This is a genomic window from Bradyrhizobium sp. BLXBL-03 (assembly GCF_051853015.1).
Taxonomy (GTDB): Bacteria; Pseudomonadota; Alphaproteobacteria; order Rhizobiales; family Xanthobacteraceae; genus Bradyrhizobium; species Bradyrhizobium manausense.
The window spans coordinates 6,327,875-6,351,385 of the sequence record NZ_CP182470.1 but is presented as its reverse complement, the minus strand read 5'-3'; the positions used below and the strand labels follow the sequence as shown (position 1 = coordinate 6,351,385).

At 64.9% G+C, this 23,511-nt stretch carries 23 protein-coding genes; 16 read left to right on the top strand and 7 right to left on the bottom strand.

From position 1 onward, the window contains the following. The first annotated feature begins 44 nt into the window (after positions 1-44). Genes ACNJX9_RS30400 through amaB form a run of 8 tightly spaced genes read left to right on the top strand, consistent with a single transcriptional unit; the run spans position 45 to position 10,077 of the window. Complete coding sequence (locus ACNJX9_RS30400) at positions 45-1,511, top strand: FAD-binding oxidoreductase (RefSeq protein ID WP_439405630.1); 1,467 nt, start codon at positions 45-47, stop codon at positions 1,509-1,511. A 13-nt stretch (positions 1,512-1,524) separates the two neighbouring features. Beyond that, positions 1,525-2,604 (top strand): ABC transporter substrate-binding protein, encoded by a 1,080-nt coding sequence (locus tag ACNJX9_RS30395; protein WP_057757014.1) that lies wholly within the window; start codon positions 1,525-1,527, stop codon positions 2,602-2,604. A gap of 26 nt (positions 2,605-2,630) precedes the next feature. After that, positions 2,631-3,719, top strand: coding sequence for an ABC transporter ATP-binding protein (locus ACNJX9_RS30390; RefSeq protein ID WP_439405628.1), 1,089 nt, complete (start codon positions 2,631-2,633; stop codon positions 3,717-3,719). Between the two features lie 11 nt (positions 3,720-3,730). Next, a complete protein-coding gene (locus ACNJX9_RS30385) occupies positions 3,731-5,488 on the top strand; it encodes an ABC transporter permease subunit (RefSeq protein ID WP_439410153.1) in 1,758 nt (585 codons plus the stop codon). 32 nt (positions 5,489-5,520) lie between these two features. Then, positions 5,521-6,426, top strand: coding sequence for a 4-hydroxy-tetrahydrodipicolinate synthase (dapA, locus tag ACNJX9_RS30380; RefSeq protein WP_439405626.1), 906 nt, complete (start codon positions 5,521-5,523; stop codon positions 6,424-6,426). A gap of 12 nt (positions 6,427-6,438) precedes the next feature. Then, positions 6,439-7,317: an IclR family transcriptional regulator gene (locus tag ACNJX9_RS30375; protein WP_439405624.1), complete on the top strand. Its 879-nt coding sequence runs from the start codon at positions 6,439-6,441 to the stop codon at positions 7,315-7,317. 7 nt (positions 7,318-7,324) lie between these two features. Next, positions 7,325-8,482 (top strand): alpha-hydroxy acid oxidase, encoded by a 1,158-nt coding sequence (locus ACNJX9_RS30370; RefSeq protein WP_439405622.1) that lies wholly within the window; start codon positions 7,325-7,327, stop codon positions 8,480-8,482. Between the two features lie 29 nt (positions 8,483-8,511). Then, positions 8,512-10,077 (top strand): L-piperidine-6-carboxylate dehydrogenase, encoded by a 1,566-nt coding sequence (amaB, locus tag ACNJX9_RS30365; protein ID WP_439405620.1) that lies wholly within the window; start codon positions 8,512-8,514, stop codon positions 10,075-10,077. 78 nt (positions 10,078-10,155) lie between these two features. On the opposite strand, the gene ACNJX9_RS30360 is transcribed toward amaB, so the two are convergent. From ACNJX9_RS30360 to ACNJX9_RS30350, 3 genes are all read right to left on the bottom strand, one after another. Beyond that, positions 10,156-11,256, bottom strand: coding sequence for an alkene reductase (locus ACNJX9_RS30360; RefSeq protein ID WP_057757025.1), 1,101 nt, complete (start codon positions 11,254-11,256; stop codon positions 10,156-10,158). Positions 11,257-11,433: 177 nt separating this feature from the next. Continuing rightward, positions 11,434-11,937, bottom strand: coding sequence for a DUF1993 domain-containing protein (locus ACNJX9_RS30355; protein WP_057757028.1), 504 nt, complete (start codon positions 11,935-11,937; stop codon positions 11,434-11,436). A gap of 244 nt (positions 11,938-12,181) precedes the next feature. Beyond that, positions 12,182-13,477: a lytic murein transglycosylase gene (locus tag ACNJX9_RS30350; RefSeq protein ID WP_439405618.1), complete on the bottom strand. Its 1,296-nt coding sequence runs from the start codon at positions 13,475-13,477 to the stop codon at positions 12,182-12,184. A gap of 307 nt (positions 13,478-13,784) precedes the next feature. Between ACNJX9_RS30350 and htpX the strand changes: the two genes are divergently transcribed. After that, complete coding sequence (htpX, locus tag ACNJX9_RS30345) at positions 13,785-14,717, top strand: zinc metalloprotease HtpX (RefSeq protein WP_057757032.1); 933 nt, start codon at positions 13,785-13,787, stop codon at positions 14,715-14,717. 254 nt (positions 14,718-14,971) lie between these two features. Then, positions 14,972-15,613, top strand: coding sequence for a tetratricopeptide repeat protein (locus tag ACNJX9_RS30340; protein WP_083514724.1), 642 nt, complete (start codon positions 14,972-14,974; stop codon positions 15,611-15,613). A gap of 9 nt (positions 15,614-15,622) precedes the next feature. Here ACNJX9_RS30340 and ACNJX9_RS30335 read toward each other — a convergent pair whose 3' ends face one another. Then, complete coding sequence (locus ACNJX9_RS30335; protein WP_439405616.1) at positions 15,623-15,991, bottom strand: hypothetical protein; 369 nt, start codon at positions 15,989-15,991, stop codon at positions 15,623-15,625. A gap of 178 nt (positions 15,992-16,169) precedes the next feature. Further along, entirely contained in the window at positions 16,170-16,970 is an 801-nt protein-coding gene (locus ACNJX9_RS30330; RefSeq protein WP_057757038.1) for a hypothetical protein, read from the bottom strand. A gap of 227 nt (positions 16,971-17,197) precedes the next feature. On the opposite strand from ACNJX9_RS30330, the gene ACNJX9_RS30325 reads away from it, so the two are divergent. Next, complete coding sequence (locus tag ACNJX9_RS30325) at positions 17,198-17,491, top strand: antibiotic biosynthesis monooxygenase (RefSeq protein WP_045005289.1); 294 nt, start codon at positions 17,198-17,200, stop codon at positions 17,489-17,491. Positions 17,492-17,603: 112 nt separating this feature from the next. Here the strand turns inward: ACNJX9_RS30325 and ACNJX9_RS30320 are convergent, their stop codons facing one another. Beyond that, a complete protein-coding gene (locus tag ACNJX9_RS30320; protein ID WP_057757041.1) occupies positions 17,604-19,049 on the bottom strand; it encodes a helix-turn-helix domain-containing protein in 1,446 nt (481 codons plus the stop codon). Positions 19,050-19,283: 234 nt separating this feature from the next. Here ACNJX9_RS30320 and ACNJX9_RS30315 point away from each other — a divergent pair, with 234 nt between their 5' ends. The 3 genes from ACNJX9_RS30315 (at position 19,284) to ACNJX9_RS30305 (ending at position 21,896) form a co-directional block, all read left to right on the top strand. After that, entirely contained in the window at positions 19,284-20,918 is a 1,635-nt protein-coding gene (locus ACNJX9_RS30315; protein WP_057757043.1) for an isocitrate lyase, read from the top strand. A 23-nt stretch (positions 20,919-20,941) separates the two neighbouring features. Then, positions 20,942-21,151, top strand: a complete 210-nt coding sequence (locus ACNJX9_RS30310) for a DUF4170 domain-containing protein (protein WP_008137787.1) — start codon at positions 20,942-20,944, stop codon at positions 21,149-21,151. A gap of 190 nt (positions 21,152-21,341) precedes the next feature. Beyond that, the gene (locus tag ACNJX9_RS30305; RefSeq protein ID WP_271599733.1) at positions 21,342-21,896 is read left to right on the top strand and encodes a hypothetical protein; all 555 of its coding nucleotides are present in this window, start codon (positions 21,342-21,344) and stop codon (positions 21,894-21,896) included. 98 nt (positions 21,897-21,994) lie between these two features. On the opposite strand, the gene ACNJX9_RS30300 is transcribed toward ACNJX9_RS30305, so the two are convergent. Beyond that, a complete protein-coding gene (locus ACNJX9_RS30300) occupies positions 21,995-22,876 on the bottom strand; it encodes a metallophosphoesterase family protein (RefSeq protein ID WP_057757047.1) in 882 nt (293 codons plus the stop codon). Here ACNJX9_RS30300 and ACNJX9_RS30295 point away from each other — a divergent pair. Further along, the gene (locus tag ACNJX9_RS30295) at positions 22,875-23,009 is read left to right on the top strand and encodes a hypothetical protein (RefSeq protein ID WP_439405612.1); all 135 of its coding nucleotides are present in this window, start codon (positions 22,875-22,877) and stop codon (positions 23,007-23,009) included. The two genes, ACNJX9_RS30300 and ACNJX9_RS30295, sit on opposite strands and share 2 nt — an antisense overlap. After that, complete coding sequence (locus ACNJX9_RS30290; RefSeq protein ID WP_057757049.1) at positions 23,009-23,500, top strand: NUDIX domain-containing protein; 492 nt, start codon at positions 23,009-23,011, stop codon at positions 23,498-23,500. Before ACNJX9_RS30295 ends, ACNJX9_RS30290 begins: the two co-directional genes overlap by 1 nt. The last annotated feature ends 11 nt before the right edge of the window (positions 23,501-23,511 follow it).

The following is a 23,511-nucleotide window of genomic DNA, read 5'->3' as shown; positions in this document are numbered from 1 at the left end:
AGACGCCGTTTGGGCCGGCATCGGCCCGTCCCGGAGGTCGGTAGATGCCATTGATCGAGGCGTTCAGGCAGTTGCTGGGCGACACGGCCGTGCTGACGCGCGAGGAGGATCTCGCTGGCCTCACCGAGGATTGGCGCGGCCGGTTTCACGCGCCGGCGCTCTGCGCGGTGCTGCCCTCGACCACCGAACAGGTTGCCGCCATCGTCCGTCTCTGCGTCGCCCATGACACGCCGGTACTGCCGCAGGGCGGCAATACCAGCCTTTGCGGAGGCGCGACGCCGTCGGGGCAGGGCAAGCCACCGGTCATCGTCGCGCTGACGCGCATGCGCCGGATCCGCTCGCTGGATCCCGTCAACAACACCATGGTGGTCGATGCCGGCTGCGTGCTGGCGACTGTTCAGGAGGTCGCCGCGTCCGCTGGTCGGCTTTATCCCGTCAGCCTCGGCGCCGAAGGCTCCTGCCAGATCGGCGGCAATATCGGCACCAATGCCGGCGGCACCGGCGTGCTCCGCTATGGCAACACGCGCGACAACGTGCTCGGGCTGGAAGTCGTCCTGCCGGATGGTTCGGTCTGGGACGGCCTTTACGCGCTGCGCAAGAACAATACCGGCTACGATCTCAAGCATCTCTTTATCGGCTCTGAAGGCACGCTCGGCATCATCACCGGCGCGGTGCTGAAGCTGCATCCGCTGCCGACGGCGGAGTCCGTCGCCTGGCTCGCGGTCGACAGTCCGCAGGCCGCGCTCAAGGTGCTCGGCCTGTTCCAGGCGTCGTGCAGTTCGCGGCTTTCCGCTTTCGAGCTGATGAATGCGAAGCAGATTGAACTCGTGCTCGAGCAGGTGCCGGGCCGGCGCTGCCCGGTCGCGGAGATCGACGCCTGGCACGTCCTTGTCGAACTCTCCGACACCGGCGATGCAGCCGCGCTCGCGGCGACGATGCAGACGGTGCTCGAGCAGGCGCTCGAGACCGGGCTCGTCCGCGACGGCGTGGTCGCCACCAGCGAGGCCCAGCGCAAGGCGATGTGGCTGGTGCGTCACAGCGTGTCGGAGGCCAACAAGAAAGCGGGCGTCGGCCTGACCTCGGATACCGCGGTGCCGGTCTCGACCGTGCCTGATTTCATCGACCAGGCCATGGCAGCCGTGCGCGCGATCGTGCCGGGTCTGCCGTTCATCATCGTCGGCCATATGGGCGACGGCAACATCCATCTCATCCCCTTCTTCAGCTTTGCCGAATGGGACGCGCTGCCGAACCGCGACGAGACTGCGCAGCGGATCCGGCGCGCCATGAACGATGTCGCCAGTTCCTTGCGTGGCACCTTCAGCGCCGAGCATGGCGTCGGGCGCACGCTGACCGGCGAGATGATCCGCTACAAGCCGCCGGTCGAGCTCGCTCTGATGCGCGCCGTGAAACAGGCGTTCGACCCGTCGGGCCTGTTCAATCCCGGCCGCGTTCTGCCGCCGTCGTCGGCGACTGAGGTGACCGCAACTTCGCCGACCAATGCAACATCGTAGAGAGGGGACTGACATGACAAACGCATCGAAGCTCATTACTTCCCGCCGTCGTCTGCTGCTTGGCGCCGGAGCCGTCGCGCTGGCCGCGCCGTCCGTCTGGTCGCCGTCGCGCGCCGCTGGCAAGCGCATCGTCGTGCGCGACGATGGCGGCATCTACACCAAGGCCTACGGTGCGGTATTCTACCGTCCGTTCACCGAAGCGACCGGCATCGAGGTCGTCGGCGTGCAGGCCAATGCCGAGCCGGTCGCGCAGATCAAGACCATGGTCGATACCAAGAACTACACCTGGGACATGGCCAAGATCTCCTGGCCCGCGATCGAGATCCTGACCAGCGGCGGCAAGCAATATCTGGAGAAGCACGGTCTCGAATCCGAACCGGTCATCAAGTCGATCCCGTCTGAATTTGCTTCGCCCTACGGTGTCGCCACCAACGTCTACACCACCGTGCTGGCCTACCGCACGGACGCCTTCAAGGGCCGCAAGGCGCCGCAGTCCTGGGCTGATTTCTGGAACGTGGCGGAGTTTCCGGGACGCCGCGCCGTGCGCAAGCATCCGTTCGACACGATCGAGCAGGCGCTGATGGGGGCGGGCGTGCCCACCGCGCAGGTCTACCCCTGCGATCTCGACAAGGCCTTTGCCTCGCTCGACAAGATCAAGCCGCAGGTCGCGGTGTGGTGGACCAGCGGCGCGCAGGTCGAGCAGATGCTGACCTCGGGCGAGATCGATCTGCTGCCGACCTGGGTGTCGCGTCCCCAGGCCGCCCAAGCAGCCGGCGCGCCGGTCGAGATCGTCTGGAATCAGGGAATCTGGGGCGGCGACAATTGGTCGATCCTGTCAGGCACGCCGAATGCCGATGCCTGCCGCGAGTTCATCAAGTTCGCCTCCGATCCGAAGCGGCAGGCGGCGCTGGTCGAATATTTCCCGGCCGGTCTCACGCAGCCGGAGGCCTTCAATTACGTCAAGCCCGAGGTCGCGAAGAACTGCCCGACCTACCCTGACAACATCAAGGCCGGGCTGAAGATCAACGCCAAGTACTGGCTCGACAACCAGGCCGCCGTCATCGAGCGCTTCAACAGCTGGATCCTGGCTTGATCGGGTCAAGCGGATCGGAGCGGCCCATGGTCTCGTCGAGCCTGTGCATTCGCGAGCTCTGCAAGCGCTACGGCGATTTCGTGGCCTTGGCGCCGACCAGCCTCGACGTCGCCAAGGGTGAATTCCTCACCCTGCTCGGCCCGTCGGGATCAGGCAAGACCACACTGCTCAGCCTGATCGCCGGGCTCGCCCAGCCCGACGAGGGACAGATCCTGATCGACGAGGCCGACGTCACGCATAGCCCGGCCTATGACCGCGACATCGGCGTCGTGTTCCAGAACTACGCCCTGTTTCCTCACATGACGATCGAGGACAATATCGCGTTTCCGCTGAAGATGCGGAAGGTGTCGGATGCGGAAGCCCGCCGGCGCGCTGGCGAGGCGCTGGAGACGGTACGCCTGCCGCACGTCGCAAAGCGCTATCCGCGCGAGCTGTCCGGCGGCCAGCAGCAGCGTATCGCGCTGGCGCGCTGCATCGTCTATCGCCCTGCGATCATCCTGATGGACGAGCCGCTCGGGGCGCTCGACAAGAAGCTGCGCGACCAGATGCAGCTCGAGATCAAGCGCATCCATCGCGAGCTCGGCACCACGATCGTCTATGTCACCCACGACCAGGAGGAGGCGATGACCATGTCGGATCGCATCTGCCTGATGAATGCGGGTGCGATCGAGCAGCTCGGCACGCCGCAGGATCTTTACTTCCGGCCGCGCTCGCTGTTCGTCGCCGACTTCCTCGGCGAGTCCAACCTGCTCAGCGCCACCGTGCGTGGCGTCGACGGCGAGGGGCTCGACATCGTCCTCGCCGAGCAGCTTGCGGCCTCGCGCGCGGTCGGCAATGGCTCGCGTTTCGCCGCCGGCGAACCCATCAAGGTCATGGTGCGCCCGCAGAACCTCTTGGTCGGCGAGGGCGGCCAGCTGTCCGGACGTCTCACCGACGTGATGATCAGCGGCAGCCTGACGCGGCTCTACATCGCGCCGGAGGCTGCGGGCCTGCCCCAGCTCGTGGCCGCGCATCCGACCCGCAGCGGCTCTCCGCCTTACGAGATCGGCCAACGCCTGTCACTCGGATGGCATGCGGCGGATGCCGTCGCGATCCATGAGGGGAAGGGGATCTGAACTTGGCCACCATGCGCGCGATATCGCAGAGGCTGGCCTGGACGCGGGCCGCGATGGGCGCGCCGCTGGTGCTGCTGCTCGTGCTTTTCCTGGTCTATCCCGTTGGCCAGCTGCTGCTGCTCAGCGTCCATGGCGACAATGGCTTCACGCTCGCGCAATATCGCCAGCTGTTTGCTTCTTCGGTCTATCTCGACGTTCTCCTGATCACCCTGAAGATCTCGCTGGTGACGACGCTGGTCTGCGTCGTCACCGGCTATCCGATCGCCTATCTGATCTCGGTCGTCGGCAAGGAGCGCAAGGCGACGCTGCTGTTCTGGGTGCTGCTGTCGTTCTGGACCAGCTTTCTGGTTCGCGCCTTCGCCTGGATCGTGCTGCTCGGACGCAACGGCGTCATCAACAAGCTCCTGCTCTGGCTCGGCATCATCTCGAGTCCCGCGAGCCTGCTCTACAATTTCGGCAGCGTTTTGGTCGGCATGGTCAACGCGCTGCTGCCGCTCGCGGTGCTGACCATGCTCTCGGTGATGGAGAACATCGATCGCAATCTGCCGCGCGCCGCCGCAACGCTCGGGGCGCGTCCGGGCATGGCGTTCTGGAAGATCTATTTTCCGCTGTCGCTGCCCGGCGTTGCCGCTGCCGGGATCATGGTGTTCGTCACCGCGATCGGCTTCTTCATCGTGCCTGCGCTGCTCGGCGGGCGCCGCGAGACCATGATCACGCAGCTCATCATCGACCAGGTGCAGCAGACCATGAACTGGGGCTTTGCCGGTGCGATCTCGGTGCTGCTGCTGGTCGTAGTCCTCATCGTCTTTGCCGCCTATGACCGGCTGCTCGGCCTGTCGACCATGACCGGCGCATCGGCGCCGCGCAATGCCAAGCCGTCGCGCCTGTCGGGCCCGGTCGTGCGGGCAGGGGATGCGCTGCTCACGCTGCTCGGTGCGATCTCCGACCGCATCATTCTGCTGCTGTCGTCGCGCCGCCGCGACCGCGATCCCGATCAGGCCGGCATGGGCTTGCAGGCCTTCGTCTGGACCATGCTGCTCATCATCAGCGCGCCGACAATTCTGATGATCCCGCTATCGTTCGGCAATGGCGGCCTCAATTGGCCCCCACAGGGCTTTACCCTGCATTGGTACGAGACGGTATTGAGCTCGCCGGTCTGGACCCAGGCCATGCTGCGCTCGCTGCTGGTCGGCATCGGCACCGGGCTGCTCGCCATGCTGATCGGCACGCCAGCCGCGTTCCTGCTGGTGCGCAGCGACATCAGCGGCAAGGCGGCGTGGCTCGCCTTCATCCTGTCGCCGATCGTGGTGCCGCGGATGATCATCGCGGTGGGCCTGTTCTACGTGTTCGCGCGCATCGGCCTCGTCGGCAGCGCCGTCGGTCTCGTTCTCGGCCACACCGTCGTCGCGGTGCCCTACGTGGTCATCACCATGATGGCGGTGCTGCGCAATTACGACACGCGGCTCGATCAGGCCGCGCAGAGCCTCGGGGCGCGTCCGCTTGCGACGCTGCGCTACGTCACCTTCCCGATCCTCGCTGCAGGCATGATGTCGTCCTTCCTGTTTGCGTTTGCGACCTCGTTCGACGAGCTCACCATCGCGCTGTTTGCCACCGGCGGGCTCAACGCGACGCTGCCCAAACAGTTCTGGGACGAGGTGACGCTTCAGGTCTCGCCTGTGATCGCCGCCGTCTCGACCTGTCTGTTCGTTTTCATGGGGCTTCTCATCTTCGTCGCCGAACGCCTGCGCCGGCGTGCCGCCGCGAGATAGAAGCGCCGCCGTCCAACCAGAGGTTCTCAAGTATGCTCACTGCCATCAGTCTCCGCGGCCTGTTCCCGGCCATTCCGACCCCGGTCAAGGCCGACGACACCATCGATGCCGGTGCGGTCTCTTCCATGTTCACCTGGCTCAACAAGCAGGGCATCGACGGCGTGGTGCCGCTCGGCGGCACGGGCGAATATGGCGCGCTGGCTAGATCCGAGCGGATCAAGATGGCTGGCCTGTCGGTGAAGGCGATGGCGGGCAAGGGCCCGGTCATCGCCGGCGTGCTCGACACCGGCTTCCACGATGCCTTGCAGGCCGGCCGCGAATTCGCAGCCGAGGGCGTGGACGGCCTGCTGGTTCTCACGCCATATTATACCAATCCGACCCAGGCGGGCGTTCGCGACTATTTCCTGCGCTATGCCGATGCCTCGCCGGTGCCTATCCTGATCTACGAGATTCCCTATCGCACCCGGATCGCGATCGAGCCCAAGATCCTGCATGAGCTCTCCAGGCATCCCAACATCATCGGCATGAAGGCCTGCAATCTCGACATGTACCATTTCCTCCAGGTCGTGGCCGGCGTCGACGAGAGCTTTGCGGTGCTGAGCGGAGAGGACAGCCTGTTTCCGTTGCATCTCGCAGCGGGCGCGAAGGGCGGCATCATCGTCACCGCGTGCCTGTTGCCACGCGCATGGCGCCGGATCTTCGAGACGGCGACGGCAGGCAAGACGGCGGAGGCGTTGAGCCTGCATCGCCGCCTGATCCCGCTGATGAACATGGCGTTCGCCGAGACCAACCCGGGACCGATGAAGGCGGTGATGGACATGGTCGGCGTCGAGGCGCCGCGCATGCTGGCGCCGCTGGTGCAGCCCGCGCCGGCGCTGGTCGCCTCCTTGCGCGCCGAGCTCGGCCGGCAGCTGGCGATCTCGGAGGGTATCGCATGAGAGGGTGGCAGCATGGCGCGTAGCAGCCGCGCGAGCGGCGGCCAGCCTGTCAAGGCAAAGGCCGTCAAGGCGAGCGGGAAAACCAGCGTGAAGGCGACGGACAAGGCCGACGAGCCGCGCTCGTCCTTGTTCGTCGGCTCGACCGAAAAGGCGTTCCAGGTCCTGCATGCCTTCGACGGGCCGCAGCGTTACATGACACTTGCTGACATCGCGCGCGCCGCCGATCTCGACCGCAGCGCCACCCAGCGCCTGGTCTACACGCTTGAGACCCTCGGCTATCTCAAGCGCATCGAGGGCACGCGGAACTATGGCCTCACCTCGAAGGTCCTGCAGTTCTCCCATAGCTATCTCAAGGCCAACGAACTCGTCGACAAGGCCTCGCCCTATCTGCTCGACATGAGCCGCAATCTTGGCGAGACCTGCAACCTGCATGAGCTCGACGGCCACGAGGTCGTGTTCGTGGCGCGCTTTCCCGGGCAGCACCTGATCCATATCGATTTCGTGATCGGAAGCCGGCTTCCGGCCTACTTCACGGCTTCCGGCATAGCCATCCTGGCGGCCCTTCCTGAAGCAGAGCAACAGGACCTCCTGAAGCGGACGCGGCTTGAGCCGCTGACGCCTTACACGATTACGGACCCTGTCAAGCTCGCAGAGCAGGTGCACCTGGCCGCCAAACGCGGCTATTCGATCCAGATCAACCAAAGCGTCATGGGCGACATTTCCGTTGCGGCGCCGATCATCGACGAGCACGGGCGGCCTATCGCTGCGGTCAACATCTCCGTGCCCACGACGCGATGGACCACCGAGCGTGTCGAGGCCGAGCTCGTTCAGCACGTTCACGTCGCCGCAACCTCGATCTCCAAGTCCAAGTTCAAACGCTACGCGGCCTGAAACGCCGATGCCGATGCTCCTCAATGCCAGCGACTATCGCAGCCGCGCGCGACAATTCCTCCCGCGCGGGCTGTTCGAGTATATCGATCGCGGCTCCGAGGACGAAACCGCGCTGGCGCGCCTGCGCGGCTCGCTCGACGCCATTACCTTGCTGCCCGCGGTCCTGACGGGGCGCGACAGGTGCGATCTCGACACGGTGTTGTTCGGCCGGAGGATCGCTGCGCCCCTCATTGTCGCGCCGACGGCGCTCGCCGGTCTTGTTTCGCATGACGGGGAGACGAAGCTCGCCCGCGCGGCCTCGCGCATCGGCATTCCCGTCTGCATCTCGACGCAATCGGTGACATCAATCGAGGCGATCCGGCGCGGCGCGCCGGATGCCCTGCTCTGGTTCCAGCTCTATGTCTGGCGCGATCGCGCCCTGACCGCGCGGCTCCTGGAGCGTGCGAGCGCATGTGGCTGCGACAACCTGCTCGTCACCGTCGATACGCCGGTCTCGCCGAACCGGGAGTATAATGAACGCAACGGTTTCGGCATTCCCTTCAAGCCGCGGCTGCGCAGCATGATCGACGTGGCACTGCATCCCGGTTGGCTGTTCGGGGTTCTCGCGCTTTATCTCATGGGCGAGGGTGTGCCGACCTATGGCCACTATCCGGAAGCGTTCCGCACCGCCATCACCCGCGCTGACATCGCCGAGTCGGTCCGGATCGAGCCGCATCTGAGCTGGGACGACATGCGCTGGCTGCGCGAGATCTGGCCGGGTAAGCTCACCATCAAGGGCGTGCTCGCGGTGGACGATGCTGAAAAGGCGGTCGGGATCGGTGCCGACGGCATCGTGGTCTCGGTTCATGGCGGGCGCAATCTCGACTGTCTGCCGCCTCCCGCGGACTGCATTCCGGCGATCGTGGCTGCCGTGAAGGGACGTCTGACGATTCTGGCCGACAGCGGCGTCCGGCGCGGCACCGACGTCCTCAAATATCTTGCGCTCGGCGCGGAAGCCGTGCTTCTCGGTCGCTTGCCGCTGTGGGGACTTGCGGCCGGCGGGGAGCAAGGCGCCGAAGCCGTCCTGCGCATGGTCCTGCGCGAGATGGAGACCGCGATGGCGTTCCTGGGAGCGCATTGCGTTCCCGCCTTGCGGAACGGGCGCACGAGCGAGCAACCGAACTAAGATCAACTCCAACATTTTGGAAAGCCGCCATGTCCGTCAAATCAGCACCGCAGACGCATACCGCCAACGCCGATCTCGCCGGCGAAGTCGACAGGCTTCTCGCCGGACTCGGCGTCAAGCGCTCCGACTATACGGAGGGCAGCATCGTCGTGCGTACGCCGATCACTGGCGGGATCATCGGCCGCGTCGCGGAGATCGGCGCAGCCGAAGCGGCCGGCGCGATCGAGCAGGCGCACGCGGCGTATCTCGGCTGGCGGCTGGTGCCGCCACCCAAGCGAGGGGAGCTCGTGCGGCTGTTCGGCGAGGAGCTCCGCGCCAGCAAGGAGGCCTTGGGCCGGCTGGTGTCGATCGAGGTCGGCAAGATCGTCTCCGAGGGTCTTGGCGAGGTTCAGGAAATGATCGACATCTGCGATTTCGCGGTCGGCCTGTCGCGGCAGCTCTACGGCCTGACGATCGCAACCGAGCGTGGCGAGCATCGCATGATGGAAAGCTGGCATCCGCTTGGCGTCACCGGCATCATCTCTGCGTTCAATTTTCCGGTCGCCGTGTGGGCCTGGAACGCAGCCCTGGCGCTGGTGTGCGGCAACAGCCTGGTCTGGAAGCCGTCCGAGAAGACACCGCTCACCGCGCTTGCGACACACGCCCTGTTTGGGCGTGCGGTCAAACGCTTCAACGAAGCTGGCGGCGATGCGCCGCAAGGGCTTGCCGCAGTGCTGTTCGGCGGCCGCGAGATCGGCGAGGTGCTCGTCGACCATGCGAAGGTGCCTCTGGTCTCGGCAACCGGGTCCACGGCGATGGGACGCGCGGTCGGTCCGCGGCTCGCCAGCCGGTTCGCCCGGGCGCTGCTCGAACTCGGCGGCAACAACGCCGCGATCGTCGCGCCGACGGCCGACCTCGATCTCACCCTGCGCGGCGTTGCCTTTGCCGCGATGGGAACGGCGGGACAGCGCTGCACGACGTTGCGCCGCCTATTCGTCCACGAGAGCATCTATGACAGCTTTGTGCCGCGCCTGAAGCAGGCCTATGCGTCCGTCACCGTCGGCTCTCCGCTGCAAGGCGGTAACCTGGTTGGTCCACTGATCGACGGCGCGGCCTATCGCGCGATGCAGATTGCGCTCGAGGCTGCGAGCGCTGCCGGAGGTCAAGTCCAAGGTGGCGAGCGCATCGCCATCGAAGGGGCGGCCGACGCTTACTATGTCCGCCCGGCGCTGGTCGAGATCGCGACGCAGACCGGACCGGTGAAGCACGAGACCTTTGCGCCGATCCTCTACGTGATGAAATATCGCGATTTCGATGCCGTGCTCGAGTTGCACAATGCCGTTCCGCAGGGGCTGTCGTCGTCCATCTTCACCAATGATCTGCGCGAAGCGGAAACATTCTTGTCGGCGCGTGGCTCTGACTGCGGCATTGCCAACGTCAATATCGGCCCATCCGGCGCGGAGATCGGAGGCGCCTTCGGCGGCGAGAAGGAGACTGGCGGCGGACGCGAGTCCGGATCCGACGCGTGGAAAACCTATATGCGGCGCACGACCAACACCGTCAATTACGGCCGCACGCTCCCGCTGGCTCAAGGCGTCAAGTTCGACGTGGTGTGAGGACGCGGCGTACTGTCATGCCCCGTCCCCGTGCGCAATTGCGCACCAGGCGGGGCATGACAGCGTTGGCGTGGGAACCTACTCCGCCGGCTCGGCCGCCAGCGTCGGGTAGTCCGTGTAGCCCTTGGCGCCGCCGCCATAGAAGGTGTTCTTGTCCCAATCGTTCAGCGCCGCGCCCTGCTTCAGCCGCTCGACCAGGTCGGGGTTGGAGATGAAGGGCTTGCCAAAGGCGATGAGATCGGCCGCGTTGGCGTCGAGCACCTTGGTGGCGAGGTCGAAATCGTAGCCGTTGTTGGCGACGTAGGCACCCGCGAAGCGCTTGCGGATGCTCGCATAGTCGAACGGGGCGACGTCGCGCGGACCGCCGGTGGCACCTTCCACGACGTGGAGATAGACGAGCTTCAAGGCGCTGAGGCCGTCGACGATATGGTCATACAGCGCCTGCGGGTTGGAATCCGAGATGTCGTTGGCGGGCGTCACCGGCGAGATGCGGATGCCGGTGCGGTCGGCGCCGGCTTCAGTCGCGACGGCCTTGGAGACCTCAAGCATCAGCCTGGCACGGTTCTCGATTGAGCCGCCATAGGCATCGGTACGCTTGTTGGCGCCGTCCTTGGCGAACTGTTCGAGCAGATAGCCGTTGGCGCCGTGAATCTCGACGCCGTCGAACCCGGCTTCCAGCGCGTTCTTCGCAGCGCGCTTGAAGTCGTCGATGATGCCTGGAATTTCGGAGAGCTCGAGCGCGCGGGGCTCGGAGACGTCGGCAAAGGTGCCGTTCACGAAGGTCTTGCCCTTGGCGCGGATCGCGCTCGGCGCCACCGGCGCTGCGCCACCGGCCTGGAGATCGACATGCGAGATGCGGCCGACATGCCAGAGCTGGATGAAGATCTTGCCGCCGCGCTCATGCACCTTGTCGGTGACCTTGCGCCAGCCGGCGACCTGGTCCTTGCTGTAGATGCCGGGGGTGTCCTGATAGCCCTGGCCCTGTTGCGACACCTGGCTCGCTTCGGTGATCAGCAGGCCTGCGGAAGCGCGTTGGCCGTAATACTCGGCGGCGAGCGGGGAAGGGACGAAGCTGCCGGGCGCGGCGCGGTTGCGCGTCAGCGGCGCCATCACGAGGCGGTTGGCCAGCGTGATCGGGCCGAGCTTGTAGGTCTCAAACAATTTGGTCGAGCGGCTCATTGAGGATGATTCCAGAGGTTAAGGGGTCTGGAACACTTGTGCATTGCGACATCGGGCGCAAGAGACGAGCCATACGGAAAGTGCAGGCGAGCTGCGCGGCAGGCTCCGCGCAGCATATTTCGTGTGCAATTTCGGCCACGGCAGCAGAATTCCGCTACGCGGTCGTCGATCCAGCAATCAGTTGGCGCCGAGGAAATCGCGTTTGCCGATCTCGACGCCGTTGTGGCGCATGATGCCGTGAGCGGTCGTGGCGTGGAAATAGAAGTTCGGCAGCGAGACGGCGCTGAAGAACTGCTGGCCCTTGAGCGTCATGGTCCGGTCCGGGCCCGCAGGGAAGGTCACGTCCTTGGCCTCGGCGCCCGCGAACTGCTCCGGCTTGAACGATTTCACATAGTCTATCGTCTTCGCGAGCCGCTGCTTCAGCTCCTCGAACGTCTTTTCCGTGTCGGGCATCGAGGGCAGCTCGCTATGGGTCAGCCGGGCGCAGCCCTTGGCGGCGAAATCGCTGGCGAGCTGGATCTGCTTCGACAGCGGCAGCATGTCCGGGAAGAGGCGCGAGCCGAGCATGACGCCCGGGTCGATCTTCCTGGCCGCGCAATGCGCCTCGGCCTTGGTGAGCAGGCCGATCAAGCTGTTCAGCATTTGCAAATAGGCGGGAACGACGGCGTCGTAGAAGGACATATGATGCTCGCTTTAATGGTGGGAATCTCAGGCGGAAAACCTGAGCCACTCACATGGGAGCCTCATGGAATAATACAATCGGAAAAGTGGCTTGTGCAGTGCGAAAATTCTACCGTGTCACCCCTCCGCTGTCATCGCCCGGCTTGACCGGACGATCCAGTACGCCGCGGCGGCTGTGATAGAGCCGAGACGCTGCGGAGTACTGGATGCCCGCTTTCACGGGGCATGACAGCAGATGTGGCTGCTACCGCACCGTGCTCGCGGGCTGCGCCTGTGCCGTGCCGCCGCGCATGCGGGCCAGCAGCTCCGCGGTCGGCCAGGAATCGGCGGGCAGGCCGTATTTGATCTGCATGGCCTTCACGGCTGCGCGGCTCTGCTGGCCAAGAACGCCGTCGATCTTGCCGACATTGAAACCGGCCTGGACCAGCAGCTGCTGCAATTGCTTGAGCTCGTTGAACGGCAGTTGTGCGACCGGCGTCGCCGGCTTGCGCATCGGCGCTGCGCCCGCGATGCGCGAGGCGAGATAGCCGGCGGTGGTCGAATAGATCAGCGAGTTATTCCATTCGGTATAGGCCGCGAAATTCGCGTAGGCCATGAAGGCCGGCCCAAAGCGTCCCATCGGCAGCAGCACGGAGGCCGGAAGATTGTCGTTCGGCAGCGGCCTTCCGTCGGGATAGGTGACGCCGAACTGCGCCCATTTCGAGCGCGGCAGCTGCACGCTGAGATCGGTCTGGTCCCACGGCAGGTTCTGCGGCACCTTGATCTCTTCCAGCCACGGCTCGCCGCGCCGCCACTTCAAGCCGTTGGCGATATAGTTCGCGGTCGAGCCGATCACGTCGGCCTCGCTGCGCAAGAGGTCGCGCCGTCCGTCGCCGTCATAGTCGACGGCGTAGTTGACGTAGTGTGTCGGCAGGAATTGCGTCTGGCCGAGCTCGCCGGCCCAGGAGCCAATCATCTCGTCGGGCGTGAGGTCGCCGCGATCAATGATCTTCAGCGCGGCGATGGTCTCGTTCACGAACATCTCCGAGCGCCGGCAGTCATAGGCGAGCGACACCAGCGATTTCAGCGTCGGCAGATTGCCCATATTGGCGCCGAAGTCGCTCTCCAGGCCCCAGAACGCGGCGATCACCGCCGGCGGCACGCCGTACTCCTTCTCGGCGCGCGCAAACGCTGCCGCGTGCTGCCTGATGTGCTGCTGGCCGTTCTGCATGCGATAGGGCGCGGCCATGCGGCCGGCGAATTCGGTGAAGAGCTGGCCGAACACGCGCTGGCCGCGGTCGCGATTGACGATGCCCTGGTCGTAGACCAGGTAGGGCGACGCCTCCGATATCGTTCGTTGCGACACGCCCGCCGCGACCGCCTGCTGTTTCACCTCGGCGAGGAAGCGATCGAAGCTCGCTCCGTTGTGGCACGAGGCGGCGCGTGGCGACGGCGCCCTGGGCGCCACGGGCTTTGCGGGCGGCGGCATGAACTGGGCGGAGGCGGGAAGGGAGAACACGGCGAGGGTAACGGCCGCGATCGCAAATCGGGTCAGGAGCATGAGGTTTCCGAAAGGGGGAGACGCTTGGATTCTTGACGAAGTTTAATGGAATGATCGCCCGCAAACCATCCCTTCGTCATTCCGGGGCGATGCGCAGCATCGAACTACGGGGCGCGATTGCGCCCCTGCGAATCTCGGGCTTCCGGGCTCGCCCTTCGGGCGCCCCGGAATGACAATGCATGGTTGAGCCAGGGCCGCGGCTCCGCGACGCACCCTGAAACCTTGCGCCTTAGCAGGGGGCGTTCCTACCTGATGTCTGCCGGCCCGCAGTGCCTTGGGCGGCCATCGCCGGCGCTGGAGACGAGCCATGAACTATCTGCGCACGGCAATGCTTCTCGCGGGCCTGACCGCCCTGTTCATGGGCGTAGGCTATCTGATCGGCGGCGCCTCAGGCGCCATGATCGCGCTTGTGATCGCGGCCGCGACCAATCTCTTCACCTACTGGAACTCCGACCGCATGGTGCTCTCGATGTATGGCGCCCATGAGGTCGACCGAAATAGCGCGCCGGAGCTGGTCGGCCTCGTCGCCGAGCTGGCGGGCCGTGCGGGCTTGCCGATGCCGCGCGTGTTCCTGATGGACGAGGCGCAACCCAATGCGTTCGCGACCGGACGCAATCCCGAGAACGCTGCCGTGGCCGTCACCGCCGGCCTGGTGCGCCAGCTCAGCCGCGAGGAACTCGCCGGCGTGATCGCGCACGAGCTTGCGCATATCAAGCATCACGACACGCTGCTGATGACCATCACCGCGACCATCGCGGGCGCGATCTCGATGCTGGCGCAGTTCGGCATGTTCTTCGGCGGCCATCGCGACAACAATGGTCCCGGCATCGTCGGTTCGATCCTGATGATGATCCTCGCGCCGCTCGGGGCCATGCTGGTGCAGATGGCGATCAGCCGCACCCGCGAATATGCCGCCGACAATCTCGGCGCGCGGATCGCAGGGCAACCGATGTGGCTCGCCTCGGCGCTGCTCAAGATCGAGAGCGCCGCGCATCAGGTGCCGAATTATGATGCCGAGCGCAATCCGGCGACCGCGCATATGTTCATCATCAATCCGCTCTCGGGCCACGGCGTCGACAATCTTTTCGCCACCCATCCCTCGACGCAGAACCGCATCGCGGCGCTCCGGCAGCTCGCGGCCGAGCTCGGCACGCATGCGATGCCCTCGGTCGGCGCCGTCGAGAACTATCCGCCGCACGGCCCTTGGGGCCGCTCGTCCTCGCGCGGGCCGTGGGGATGAGCTTGCGAGTAGCGCCGGCGTATTCTGATCGCGCTGCAATTCGAGCGGGAAATTTCTGATGCAACGTCGCATTGCCGGCACCTGTCGCGATCCGGCCCAGGGAACGGCAGGCGGACAGGACGCCGCCTGGCGCGGCCCATTATGCTGCCATTGTGATCTGGCGCACAGAGGGCCCTCTCAGGGGGTGTTAACACCTCACCCAGAATGTTCCTTCGAAAGGGGATGTGTGACCGGCCTGTCGGTCACCGCCAAAGATGACCAGAGTTGCCGTGCCATTGTTGATCGTGCTGGGCTTGGCCATCGGCCTGTCCGTGCATACGGTCGTGAATTGCGGCGACGAGGACGAGCCCGACATCTGCTCGGCCGTGATTGGCTTTTCGCCGTTGCGCGGCTCCCTGATCGCCTTCGCCTATGAAGGGCGCGGGCGGATCGCGCTCCGCCACGGCGACAACGCCCGGGCGATCGCCGATTTCAATGAGGCTATCCAGCTCAATCCTAACCGCGCCTCGCTCTACCGCGACCGCGCGCGGGCGTACCGGCAGAACGGCGAGCCGGAGCTTGCGATCACCGATTATGACGAGGCGATCGCGCTTGATCCAAAGCCAGCGGCGCCCTATCGCGAGCGCGGCCTTGCGCTCATCGCCAAGGGCGATCTCGATCGCGCCGTTCTCAGCTACAACACGGCGGTCCGTCTCGACCCCCGCGATGCGCAAGCCCGCATCGACCGTGGCCTCGCATTCCTCGCCCGCGGCCAGGCCATTGAGGCCCGCGCTGATTTCGAAGCCGCCCTTGCGCTACCTTCCGGCAAGGACAGTCGGGCCCATGACGCCGCGCGCGCCAAGCTCGCCGAGCTCACCAATTCCGAGCCGACCGAGGTCTCCACACCGCGACGGTGAAAGTGCCGGCTACTTCGCCTTCTTGGCTTTTGCGGCCTTCGCCTTCTTGGCCTTCTTCGCGGGCTTGTCCTTTGCTGGCTTGTCCTTGGCCGGCTTTTCCGACTTCACCTCGACGGGCGTGCTGGCGGCGAGCCGCATCGCGCGGGCGTAGCTGTCGGCGACGTTATCTGCGGACATCTGCAGGCGCCGCGCGGCGGCGGTGGCCTGTTCCATGGTCGCCTTGGCCATCAGCTTGAAGCGGGCGCCGGTGTCCTGGCTCTTGGCCTTGGCCGCGAGGCCGCTGAAGCGATCCCGTCGCTGCTTGGCGCGGGTCATCAGGCCCGTCTGCAGCTGTCTGGCCAGTTGCCGGATCACGACATCCAGGTCGGCGTCCGCCATGTCTTCTATCCTCTTCGAAACAGTCCAATCGATGCGGCGGGACTATGCAGATCAGCCCCCGCCTTGGCAATTGCCGCCCGTGCGTCATCCGCAGCTTCCGGCCTTACAAAACGAAAAAAGCCGCGCATGTCGCGCGGCTTTTGGGCATCAGGTTGGCACTCGCAGCGCCAGGCCGAACTCACTTCAGCGAGGCGACCGGTCCGCTCGAGGCCGCTGCCGGGTCCGGGTCGAAGCCGAACACGCCGATCAGATATTTGTAATAGTCCGGCATCTTCTCCTTGAGCGCCTCGCGGGTCTTGGGATCCTGGTAATCGCTCTTTCCCGCCAGGAAAATGCTCGCCGTCACCGCGAAGAATTCCATGTGATTCTTCATCGCGTAGGCCTCCTTGGGCAGGAGATCCTTGGACTTGGCGTAGGCGTAATAGCTGATCACGCCCTTGTTGGCGTAGCCGTCCGGCAAGAGCCGTGCGTGATAGGCGTGCAGCATTTCGTGCAGCAGCACGGCCTCCTTCTCGTAACGCATCATGTCCGGCCGGATCATGATCACGCCGAGCCCGGAATCGACCGCGAGGTCGACGGCATTCGGATTGGTCCAGCGCTGCTTGTCATGGTCCCACACCGTCAGGGTGCGGGGGGCGGTGCGCTGGATGTCCGGCGTGACCCGGCCGTAGCAGGCGGTCGCGGCGCCTTCGTCGAGGCAGGCCAGCTCGCTCGCGATGATCGGAACGGTGTGGAAGAAACGCATCACGCGCGGCGACAGGCCGGAGGCCTCGACGACGTCGATCTGCTGCTTCAGATTCTCGGTGAGCTTGTCGAGGTCCTTGCGATCGGACGCCTCCGACACGTCGAACATGTAGCCGCGGTAGCTCTGGAAGCCCGGCGGCAGCGCGGCTGACGCGACGTCGAGCGAGCCGGCGTTGGACGGATTGGCAAAGAGCGCGCCGACAATGGTCGCGGTCAGCAGCAACGCAATGCGCATGATGAACCCCCTGATGTCACTTCACGCCGCAGGATAGGCTGCCGTTGTTTGCGAAAAGTGAGTGGGGCAAGACTAGGGCAGCGATGTTGAGGCGTGCTTAATCCCTGGTTGCAGATCGCGGGCGCAGGTTAGGGCGGGGTTAACCAAGCCGTAGATCGGCCGCGCGCTTCGGCGTAACATGCGAACGGGCCACAAGCCCCACATCAGTAGCCGGAAGGGAGGATGCCATGTATGCCGCCATCCGTCAGGCCAAGGCGAAGAGCGGAAGCGCCGAGGAGCTGGCGCGCCGGATCAAGGACGGTGCCGTTCCGATCATCAGCGACGTCGACGGCTTCAGGGCCTATTACGTGGTCTATGCCGGCGACGACACGGTGACCGCGATCTCGATCTTCGACAAGTTCGAGCAGGCCGAAGAGGCGAACAGGCGCGCCATCGCCTGGATCGAGAAGGATCTGGGCTCGCTGCTGGCCGGTCACGCCAGCGCCGCCGCGGGGCCGGTGATCGTGCATACGCTGGCGTGAGCCTCTCGTCATTGCGAGGAGCTCTTGCGACGAAGCAATCCAGGATCTTTCCGCGGAGACAGTCTGGATTGCTTCGCTTCGCTCGCAATGACGAGGAGGCAGATGTGCCCCCTCACAACTCCCTTGCATTCGAGAACGCGAACGAACTCACCCGCCGCGTGGTCTCATCCAAAATCAGCGTGCGGGTGATCGGCGGCTCGGCGCGCTGGGCGCAGTTTTCGCGCTCGCAGAGCCGGCAGTTGACGCCGATCGGCGTGCCTTCCGTCTTCTCAAGGTCCATGCCGGCGGCATAGGTCAGGCGCGCGGCGTGACGGATCTCGCAGCCGAGGCCGATGGCGAAGCGCGGCTGCGGCAGCGGGTGCGGCGCGACGGGGCGGCGTACCATCTGCGCGATCGAGAAATAGCGCGTGCCGTCGGAGAGCTCGATCACCTGCTTGAGCAGGCGATCCGGCGTGTCGAAGGTCGAGTGCACGTTCCACAACGGACAGGTGCCGCCGAATTTCGAGAACGGGAATGTGCCGGAGGAAAAGCGCTTGGAGACGTTGCCGGCATTGTCGACGCGCAAGAGGAAGAACGGAATGCCGCGTGCATTCGGCCGTTGCAGCGTGGTCAGGCGATGGCAGACCTGCTCGAAGCCGGAATTGAAGCGCTGCGCCAGCACGTGGATGTCGTAGTTCAGCGCCTCGGCGGCGGCGAGGAAGGCCGGGTAGGGCATCATCACCGCGGCGGCAAAGTAATTGCCGAGCGTGATGCGGAACAGCCGCCGCGGCGCATCGTCGAGCGGGCCGGCGCGGCCGATGATGGTCTCCAGGGCTTGCGCGCATTCGCCTAAGCCCAGCTGGAAAGCGAGCTGGAAGGCGCGGCCGGGCGGATCGACCAGCTCCGAGATCAGCAGCTGGCGGCGGTGGCGGTCGAAGCGCCGCAGCGTCTCGCGCATCACGTCGACAGGCATGATCCGGGTCTGGATCGAATGCTTTTCGCGCAGCCGCGCGGCAAGCGCGGCGTAGAGCCCTTCGGCCGGCACGTCCAGCTCATCGCGAAGCGTCTCCGCGGCCTGCTCCAGCTCCGGGAAATAATTGCGGTTGGCCTCGATCAGCTCGCGCACGCGCTCGACCGGATTGGCCTCATAGCGGGTGCCGACGTCGCGGTCGGCCATTTGCGCGGCCGCCAGCGTCTCGCCCTGGCGCGCCTCGGTATAGGCCGCGTAGAGCCGTTGCAGCGCATGGGTGACGCCGGGACAGAGCTCGGCGAGGTCGCGCAGCTCCTGCTTGGGCACATCGATTTGGCGGAACAGCGGATCGGAGAAGATCTCGTTCAGCTCGGCGAAGAAGCGGTCTTCATCGGCGGTGGCGAGATCGCGCAGGTCGAGGTCATAGGTCTCGGCCAGCCGCAGCAGGATCTGCGCCGTCACCGGGCGCTGGTTCCGCTCGATCAGATTGACATAGCTCGGCGAGATGCCGAGCCCCTCGGCGATCTGGGTCTGCGACAGCCCCAATTGCTGCCGGATTCGCCGGAAGCGCGGACCGACGAACAGCTTTTTCCCGGATTCGGCGGGCATTTTCAGTCCTCCAGACGCATCAAGGTCAGTCATCCTGACCTATAATTTACAAAATTTACAAAATAACATCTATTACATGTTCTGATGTTACATGACATCACCATTCAAATACAAGGCCTCTATACGAACTTCTGTTTCTCGCGTTTATCTCGTGCCACGCATTTCGCAATGCATTGTCAAAAATGTCGATGACGAAGCGCTTCGCTTCGTCATCCGTCGAGAAGGATAAGGCACATGAACTACCAGCCCCGCGGCATCAGCACCCTTCAGGGCCCGGCCTCGTATCAGAGCGAGATCGAGGCGGCCCAGGCGCTCCTCAAGACCCAGCCGACCTGGAACGGGGTGACGGCCGAGGCCGTCGCGCGCATGCGCCTGCAGAACCGTTTCAAGACCGGCCTCGACATCGCCCGCTACACCGCGGCGCTGATGCGGGCCGACATGGCGGCCTATGACAACGATCCGACCAAGTACACCCAATCGCTGGGCTGCTGGCACGGCTTCATCGCCCAGCAGAAGCTGATCTCGATCAAGAAGCACTTCGGCGGCAGGACCGATCGCAAATATCTGTACCTGTCCGGCTGGATGATCGCGGCGCTGCGCTCCGAGTTCGGCCCGCTGCCCGACCAGTCGATGCACGAGAAGACCTCGGTGCCGGCGCTGATCGAGGAGCTCTACACCTTCCTTCGCCAGGCGGATGCCCGCGAGCTCAACGACATCTTCCGCAGCCTCGACAAGGCGCGCAAGGAAGGCGACACCGCGCGCGAGAAGGAGCTGATCGCGAAGATCGACGCCTTCCAGACCCATGTCGTCCCCATCATCGCCGACATCGACGCCGGCTTCGGTAACGCCGAGGCGACCTATCTGCTCGCCAAGAAGATGATCGAAGCGGGCGCCTGCGCGCTGCAGATCGAGAACCAGGTCTCGGACGAGAAGCAGTGCGGTCACCAGGACGGCAAGGTCACCGTGCCGCACGAGGTGTTCATCGCCAAGATCCGCGCCTGTCGCCACGCTTTCCTCGAGCTCGGCGTCGAAGACGGCATCATCGTCACCCGCACCGACTCGCTCGGCGCGGGCCTGACGCAGCAGATCGCGGTCAGCCACAAGCCGGGCGACATCGGCGACCAGTACAACAGCTTCCTCGATTGCGAGGAAATCACGGCGGAGAACGCCAAGAACGGCGACGTCATCATCAACCGCAACGGCAAGCTGATGCGTCCGAAGCGGCTGCCCTCGAACCTCTACCAGTTCCGTCCCGGCACGGGCGAGGACCGCTGCGTGCTCGACAGCATCACCTCGCTGCAGAACGGGGCGGACCTGCTCTGGATCGAGACCGAGAAGCCGCATATCGAGCAGATCGCGAAGATGGTCGATCGCATCCGCAAGGTCATTCCGAACGCCAAGCTTGCCTACAACAACTCGCCGTCGTTCAACTGGACCATCAACTTCCGTCAGCAGGTCTATGACGCGTGGAAGGAAGCCGGCAAGGATGTCAGCAAGTACAGCCGCGCCGAGCTGATGAAGCCGGAATATGACGATACGCCGCTGGCCGCCGAAGCCGACGAGCGCATCCGCACCTTCCAGGCGGATTCGGCCAAGCGCGCCGGCATCTTCCACCACCTGATCACGCTGCCGACCTATCACACGGCCGCGCTGTCCACCGACAACCTCGCACGCGAGTATTTCGGCGAGCAGGGCATGCTCGGCTACGTCAAGAACGTGCAGCGCCAGGAGATCCGTCAGGGCATCGCCTGCGCCAAGCACCAGAACATGGCCGGCTCCGATATCGGCGACGACCACAAGGAATACTTCGCGGGCGAAGCGGCCCTGAAGGCGGGCGGCGCCCACAACACCATGAACCAGTTCGGCTAACGCACCTCGACAGGAGACTGACAATGACCAAAGGCAGCAATTTCTGGGTGATCGGCGGCGAGTTCGGCTCGATGAACTTCCACAAGCTGGTCGAGGGCTCGGCCCAGGTGCAGGGCCCGTTCAAGACCCGCAAGGAAGCCGAAGACGCCTGGCGCTCGGTTTCGGAAGAGAACCGCCACAAGGCCGGCGTCCGCTTCTCGATCGTGGAAGAGCCGTCGCGGGTGTCGGCCTGACGGCCAGCCGACAAGTCTCAAGAAGACGTCCAAGGACGGAGGGTCCCATCCGGCGCAAGCCGGGTGGGATCGTCTGTTTTTGGCACACATCAGAGGTCTGTGGGCACCGTAAGTATCTGGAATAATGGGCCCTTTGCGGGGGGTCTGGTTGCTGATAGGTTAACGGGGAGAGTTGAGGACAGGGACGACAATGTCAGAGCCCGAGACCAGCGGTATCAATCCCGGCCAGCCGCGCCCGGTGCGGCTGCGCGATGCGCTGCTCCGCGCACGGATCGAGGCTGCCGACCGGACCGGGGTGGTCGTCGATCTCAGGGACGCCGAAGTGGCCCGGCTCGAGATCCTCAACGACGCGCTCGATCCGCTGTTCGCCCAGGTGCCCGACAGGATCGATCTGTTCGACCGCGGCATCAGCCAAGGTGATACGCCGAGACTCTGGATCGACGTCGTCGCCCATATCATGATGGGGCGCGACAAGCGGCAGTACCGCTTCGTCCAGGACACCCGCTTCGGCCGCATCGTGCTCGCCGAATCGCACGACACCGCCGTGATCGTGGACGCCGTGACCGACTACGTCGCCCGCCGCATGATCGAGCGCGAACATGCGATGGTGGTGCCGCCAGAGCCCAAGGAGGAAGTTGCGGAGCCGCCGCGCCGCTCGCGCCTCTGGCCGTTCCTGTTCGGCTTCATCCTCGGGGCCGCCGCGTTGTTCGGCGTCGCCGTGCTCGCGGCGTTGCGGAGCTGGTGAGAACTTCACCGCCGTCATTGCGAGCGAAGCGAAGCAATCCAGAAATCCTTCCGCGGAGGCAGCCTGGATTGCTTCGCTTCGCTCGCAATGACGGGGACCTAAATCACCCGCGCGCGCTTGATCTCGCGGATCTGCAAGCCATGATCGATGCTCCGCACGATCTGCTCGCAGCGCCAGCCTTCATTGTCCTTCTCGATCGCAAAAAGATTGTAGGCCGCCGCAGGATAACGTCCATGCGCGAGCGCGGAGGCCGATGGCACGCCGATCGCGGGAATCCTGCCATTGGGGCCTTCGAACCACATGGTCGAATGAATGTGGTCGTGCCCGTGCAGGATCAGCTCGACACCCCGCCGCTTCAGCAGCGCCAGCAGCGCGGCCGAATCCGTCAGCCGCTTCTGGCGGGCGTCGGACTTCAGGGGATGATGCACCAGCAGCACGCGGAAGACGTCCTCGGTCGCAAGCTGCTCGAGCACCTGTTCGAGGTCAGTGAGCTGATCGCGCCCGAGCGTGCCCGTCGCCATCAAGGGCAGCGTCGGCACCGCGCTGGAGAGACTGATCAGCGCAACCGGGCCGCGTCGGCGCACGCCGGGAAAGCCGATGCGGCCGTCGTCATCTGCAAGATAGGGCGCAAAGGTCTCGCCGAAGCGGTGATAGGTGGCGCGGACATAGGCGTCGTGATTGCCGGGGATCGTGGTGACGCGGTCAGGCGGACCGACTTCGTCGAGCCAGGCGCGCGCCGGCGCGAACTCCGCCTCCATCGCCAAATTGACGAGATCGCCCGTAACGGCAATGTGGTCCGGCGCCTGCGCCCGCACATCGGCGACGAGCGCATCGAGCACCTCGCGGCGCTGGTATTTATGGCGGTTGCGCGTCCAGTTGACATAGCCGAGCGCGCGCTTGCCGGCGAGCTCGGTCAGCCGCGGCTTCGGCAGCGGCGGCAGATGCGGGTCGGACAGATGGGCAAGCGTGAAGGGTGCCATGAAAGATGTCATCCGCGCGATGGCCTCGCTATTCCGATGCCGTAATGGCAAGGTCTCCGGCAACGTGCAAGGAAAGCCTGAAGAGCAAAGCCTGAAAGAGCCAAGCCTGAAAGAGGAAAGCCTGAAAGACTGATGGGAGAGCCTCTGCACCGGATCCGACGGAAATTCGAGCCGCTGCTGCGGCGGTTCTTCCATGCCTATTTCCTGGTGGTCCGCGGCATGACGCTGGGCGTTCGCGCCGTGGTGCTCGATGCCGACAACAAGGTGTTCCTGGTCAAGCATAGCTATGTCTCTGGCTGGTATTTGCCCGGGGGCGGGGTCGATTTTGGCGAGACCATGGAACAGGCAATGCGCCGCGAGCTCAAGGAGGAGGGCGATATCGACCTGCTAGGGGAGGCCGTGCTGCATGGCATCTTCCTGAACAGCCACGTCTCCCGCCGCGACCATGTCGCGGTCTATGTCGTCAGGCATTTCCGCCAGGACCGGCTACCCGAGCCCAACCGCGAGATCATCGAATGCGGCTTCTTCGACGCCGCCGCGCTGCCGGAGGAGGTGACTCCAGGCACTCGCTTGAGGATCGCCGAAGTGCTCGATGGTAAGCCCGTGATGGCGACGTGGCGCTGATGCTATGCTAG